Annotated in this window: 5 protein-coding genes and 1 pseudogene; 4 read left to right on the plus strand and 2 right to left on the minus strand. The window is 55.0% G+C overall.

Annotated elements, in window-relative coordinates; all coding sequences use genetic code 11:
• Both IOB61_RS14250 and IOB61_RS14255 read right to left on the minus strand, forming a co-directional pair.
• Positions 1 to 192: pseudogene (locus tag IOB61_RS14250) on the minus strand (hypothetical protein); the annotation flags it as partial.
• 3 nt (positions 193 to 195) lie between these two features.
• Positions 196 to 489: a hypothetical protein gene (locus IOB61_RS14255; RefSeq protein WP_085340478.1), complete on the minus strand. Its 294-nt coding sequence runs from the start codon at positions 487 to 489 to the stop codon at positions 196 to 198.
• A 110-nt stretch (positions 490 to 599) separates the two neighbouring features.
• Here IOB61_RS14255 and IOB61_RS14260 point away from each other — a divergent pair, with 110 nt between their 5' ends.
• The 4 genes from IOB61_RS14260 to IOB61_RS14275 form a co-directional block, all read left to right on the plus strand.
• Entirely contained in the window at positions 600 to 1,226 is a 627-nt protein-coding gene (locus tag IOB61_RS14260; RefSeq protein ID WP_290818082.1) for a ribonuclease HII, read from the plus strand.
• A gap of 89 nt (positions 1,227 to 1,315) precedes the next feature.
• Positions 1,316 to 1,738 carry a hypothetical protein gene (locus IOB61_RS14265; protein ID WP_290818074.1) on the plus strand — a complete coding sequence of 141 codons (423 nt, stop codon included), beginning with the start codon at positions 1,316 to 1,318 and terminating at the stop codon, positions 1,736 to 1,738.
• Positions 1,739 to 1,956: 218 nt separating this feature from the next.
• The gene (locus IOB61_RS14270) at positions 1,957 to 3,039 is read left to right on the plus strand and encodes a site-specific DNA-methyltransferase (protein ID WP_085340474.1); all 1,083 of its coding nucleotides are present in this window, start codon (positions 1,957 to 1,959) and stop codon (positions 3,037 to 3,039) included.
• Positions 3,040 to 3,162: 123 nt separating this feature from the next.
• Positions 3,163 to 4,731, plus strand: a 1,569-nt coding sequence (locus IOB61_RS14275) for a histidine kinase dimerization/phospho-acceptor domain-containing protein (RefSeq protein ID WP_290818078.1), incomplete at its 3' end; no start/stop codon positions are given.

Here is a 4,731-nt window from a genome sequence, read left to right on the forward strand (position 1 = left end):
CGTGCCATTCAGGCTCCAAGCCAAGGCAAGTTCTGCAAGCTCGGTGGCCGAGTGACGACCCACCAAAATGGAATCGACCAAGCCCATCAACATGACGAGCACGTTCGATCCTGCAACCGGACCGGCTAAGAAAAGGAGCTTTTTCGGCAGCCCACCTTGCGGCACAGCTGCCGCATCGGGGGCAGAAGTCATGGTTTACCGGCGTCCTGACACCATTTTTGAGCGCGCCCACTGACGGCACTCATCGGCAACTTCAAACGCAGAGCGAATCTGGGCTTCGCCTGGCATTTGCGGATCAATATGGGTTGCAGCATCAACAGCTTGCTTAAACGCAATCTCTGCCGCGCCGATTTGGCCCGAGCGCAAATAGGCCCAAGCCTCAACCAAGGATGGCGCGATGGGATCACGGGCCAAAAGCGTGAAAAACGGTTCGTCGGTTTCGGCCTTGGAATAGGCGTCAAACTGGCTTGGCTCGATCTTGCTGCTCATGAGTGCTTCCTATCTGATAGGCCGACCATAGCAATCCGCCCGAGATAAGAAAGGGGGCCAATGTGGGAGAGATGCGAATTCCTGCGCGAATCCGCCATAGTGTTGCAGCGATGCCCAATCTGACCCTTGAAACAGACTATGCCAGACAGCTGCGTGTGCCGCTTGAGACTGTATGTGGCATTGACGAAGCCGGACGCGGACCATGGGCCGGGCCGGTGGCTGCGGCTGCCGTGATCTTGAACCCCAAAAATCTACCCACGGGCATCGATGATTCTAAGCGCCTGACCCATGCCCAACGCGACGCGCTTTTCGGGGTGATCCAAGAGCAGGCTTTGGCGAGCTCGATTGTGATGATAACGGCACAAGAAATTGATTCCACAAATATTCTGAAAGCCACTTTGAAGGCGATGGCACTGGCGGTTGAAAACCTTTCGCCCCCACCCAGCCTCGCCCTCGTAGATGGCAATCGCCCACCAAAACTTGGCTGTCCCGCTTTTTGCGTGATTGGCGGCGATCATCTCTCGCTGTCGATTGCAGCCGCCTCCATTCTGGCCAAAGTCGCACGCGACCGCATCATGGTTGAGGCTGACCGTCTTTATCCCGGTTATGGCTTTGCCCAGCACAAGGGCTATGGCACCAAAGCCCATCAAGAAGCCCTCATCCGCTTAGGTCCCTGTCCAATCCACCGGCTCAGCTATAAGCCAGTAGCCAAGGTGCTCGCGGCGCTCCAAAATTAAACTTCTGCAATGTGGCGACCGCTTGAGACGGAATAGAAGTCCCCGCTGCGTTTCTCTTCTCGACGGGACCCAACCTATGGAGAAGAAACATGAAACCTATTCCAAGCTTGTTTGCCGCCGCGGCCGCCCTTGTTCTTGTGACAGGTGCCAGTGCGCCTGCTTTTGCCAAAGACCGTGATAACAATCCCCCAGGTCGAGCTGGTGGTCACGGTACCAATTGGGAAAATCCCCCCGGGCCGCGCGGTGGTCCTGGTGCCTCACCCGACCGCATTTATCACCACAAAGGCACGCGCTATGTCTTCGTGCCCTCGCACAATGGCTATTATTACAACGCCCGCATTGGCTATTGGCACCCAAGTTTTGGGTTCTGGAACCAAAAGGCCAAATGCTGGTTCGATAATGACAATAATCCCCCCGGCCCAGTCGGCGGCCGCGGCACAAATTGGGAAAATCCACCGGGTACTCGCGGTGGCCCCGGCGCTTCACCAGACCGCTTTGGCAAATGTCGCTAATTTCGGATGGAGCCAAGTTTTTGGCCCGTCTTGAAGGGTCGCCCATGCCCTGAGGCGATCCCCCAGCGCCGCCCTCTGACATCCCCCATCAGAGGGCGGCCAATTTGGAAAAAAATTTTACTGCAGTATTGCGCAAAAAAAGAATCACTGACTCACTTTGTGAATCCTTTTTTAACCCTAATAGATTCAATTGGCCCCGCACACACAAGGGGCACAACATGTCAGCAGATTACGAAAACCGCATTTTGATTGGCGATTGCATTGAGCTCATGAACAGCCTGCCTGAAGGCTCTGTTGATATGATTTTTGCCGACCCGCCCTATAATCTGCAATTGGGTGGCGACCTGACCCGTCCTGACAATTCCAAAGTAGCTGGCGTCGATGACGAGTGGGATAAATTCGCAGACTTCGCCGCCTATGACGCCTTCACCAAAGCCTGGCTGGCCGCCGCGCGGCGCTGCTTGTCGGACACTGGCACAATCTGGGTGATTGGCTCCTATCACAATATTTTCCGCGTTGGCGCGACCTTGCAAGATCAGGGCTTCTGGATCTTGAACGACGTCATCTGGCGCAAGACAAACCCAATGCCGAACTTCAAAGGAACCCGCTTCCAAAACGCCCATGAGACCATGATTTGGGCAACCAAATCGGCCAATCAAAAGCGCTACACCTTCAATTATGACGCGTTGAAAGTCCTCAATGATGACGTGCAAATGCGTTCAGACTGGTCCATCCCCATTTGTTCAGGCCATGAGCGCTTGAAGGATATGTCTGGCAAAAAAGTTCATCCAACCCAAAAGCCAGAGGCCCTGCTCCATCGCATCATGATGGCTGCAAGTAAGCCCGGCGACTTGATCTTGGATCCCTTCTTTGGTTCGGGCACGACTGGTGCCGTAGCCAAAGCTTTAGGCCGCCGCTGGATCGGCTTGGAGCGCGATGCGGGCTATGCCTTAGCTGCTGAGCAACGTATTTCTCGCGTCGAACCAGGGCAGCTTGATGACCTCGCCGTGATGAAGTCCAAGAAAGACGAAGTGCGCGTCCCCTTTGGTACCATTGTCGAGCAAGGTTTATTGCGTGCGGGTGACGCCATCTACTCGCCACGTGGAGATGTTGCGGCGCGAGTCCGCGCTGACGGTTCAATCATGGCCGGTGAAATGGTTGGCTCTATCCACCGGGTTGGTGCCCAAGTTCAGCATGCCCCTGCGTGCAATGGCTGGACCTATTGGCACTTGCGTACCGATTCAGGCTTAGTCCCTATCGACACATTACGCCGCGAAGTTCGCGCGCGCATGGCAGCCTAATCGCCCGTATCCCCTCAAAAGCCCTGAAAAATCGGCACGGGCGGCCCAAAAGCCGCCCGCTTGCACGCAATTGATGTGTCCATTTTAGCGCAATGATAACCTCAGGGTTTTATACGATACGTAATGAACTTGCGTGCCGTAACCCCTCGTGCTTTCAAACTGACGGCCAGCCTGACGGTTGCGGTGGCAGCCTTTTTGGCGCCAATCGCGCTGCTGCTTGTGCTGTTTTTGCAAGAACAGCAGAAGGCGATTGATTTCGCACAGAAGGAACTTCGCGGCGTTGAAATGGCCAAGGCCATCAATGAGGCCGGCATTAGCTTGAGCCAAGCGATGTTTCAGTCAGAAACCAGCGGCGCACTCACCTCGCAGCTCTTTACTTCTGTGTCAGACTTAAAGCGGGCGCAAACCCGTTATGGCAATGCGTTCTCGACAGAGGCTACGATTGAACAAGTATCCGAGGATTTACTTGAAATTGCCGCCAACGGGCGGGCCGAGATTGGCCCTGTCAACGCCATTCGCTCAAAGCTACGTACCCTTACTGGGCAAGTCGGCGATGCGTCTAACCTGATCCTCGATCCCGAACTTGATTCCTATTATTTGATGGACCTTTTGATCGTCCGCTTCCCAGAAACACAATCGATCCTGGACGCCAAAGCTGCTGCAATGGGCTATTTCAGCAGCGAGGATAAATCCAATGTCACGACCGACGGCAATGAATTGCTGCGCTTGAGCGGTGGCTATCGTGTGGCAATCAGTCAGCTTGAAGATTCTGCGGCTTCAGCATTGCGTCATTCTCGAACGGCAGAACGACTGGGGATTTTCCAGAGCGAATTTGCCGAAGGTATTCGGGCCCTTGACCGGCTAGACACCTATACGCGCCGTCTATCAGGTGGCAGCGAAACTTTCGAACCGAAGGTGGCCGCTGCCCTTGAATGGCAAGCCCGCAAGCAGTTTCACGATGTCAGCCTGATTGTCGCAACCGAATTGTCGCGACTGTTGGAAGAGCGGATTGTTCGACTTGAAACTGCCCGCAACCAATCCTTGCTGGCAACCTCCATTCTGTTTGCGGTCGCGCTGATCTTTGTGTTCGCCTTTTTGCGCTTCCGGGTCACAAAGCCGCTGAAGCTTTTGACCCAAGTGGCAGAGCGCTTTGTCTCGGGCGACCTCAGCGAAGAAACACCTCTGCAAGAGCGCGGCGATGAGGTAGGTGCCCTCGCCCGCGCCTTTGAGCGTTTGCGGATCGATGCTGCTGGGCGCCTAGAGGCAGAAGCCGAGCGCGCCAGCGCGGTGGCAGCCAATAAGGCAAAATCGTCTTTCTTGGCCATTATGAGCCATGAATTACGCACCCCGCTGAATGCTGTGATTGGCTATGCAGAGATTCTTGAAGAAGACCTTCAGGGTGCGAACCAAGTGCAAAGCCGTGAAGATGCAGCCCGCATTAAGGGGGCAGGTAAGCATTTGTTGGGCGTGATCAACCAAATCTTGGATTTATCCAAAATCGAAGCTGGGTCTATGGAGACAGAGGCAATCGCCTATTCGCCTGCCGCGATTTTGCAGGAAGTGGCCGACACTATTCGGCCCATACTTGAGACCAATGGCAATGTGTTGGCGCTGCAGGCGGCACCGATCAACCACGCCTTCGGGGATCCGACGCGTTTACGTCAGTGTTTGTACAATCTCGCCTCCAATGCC

The organism is Aquidulcibacter sp. (assembly GCF_020253525.1).
Classification (GTDB): domain Bacteria; phylum Pseudomonadota; class Alphaproteobacteria; order Caulobacterales; family Aquidulcibacteraceae; genus Aquidulcibacter.

Excerpts from the sequence above, each read along its gene's own strand:
- IOB61_RS14255 (WP_085340478.1), bottom strand. The coding sequence starts at position 489 with ATGAGCAGCAAGATCGAGCCAAGCCAGTTTGACGCCTATTCCAAGGCC.
- IOB61_RS14265 (WP_290818074.1), top strand. The coding sequence starts at position 1,316 with ATGAAACCTATTCCAAGCTTGTTTGCCGCCGCGGCCGCCCTTGTTCTT.
- IOB61_RS14260 (WP_290818082.1), top strand. The coding sequence starts at position 600 with ATGCCCAATCTGACCCTTGAAACAGACTATGCCAGACAGCTGCGTGTG.
- IOB61_RS14270 (WP_085340474.1), top strand. The coding sequence starts at position 1,957 with ATGTCAGCAGATTACGAAAACCGCATTTTGATTGGCGATTGCATTGAG.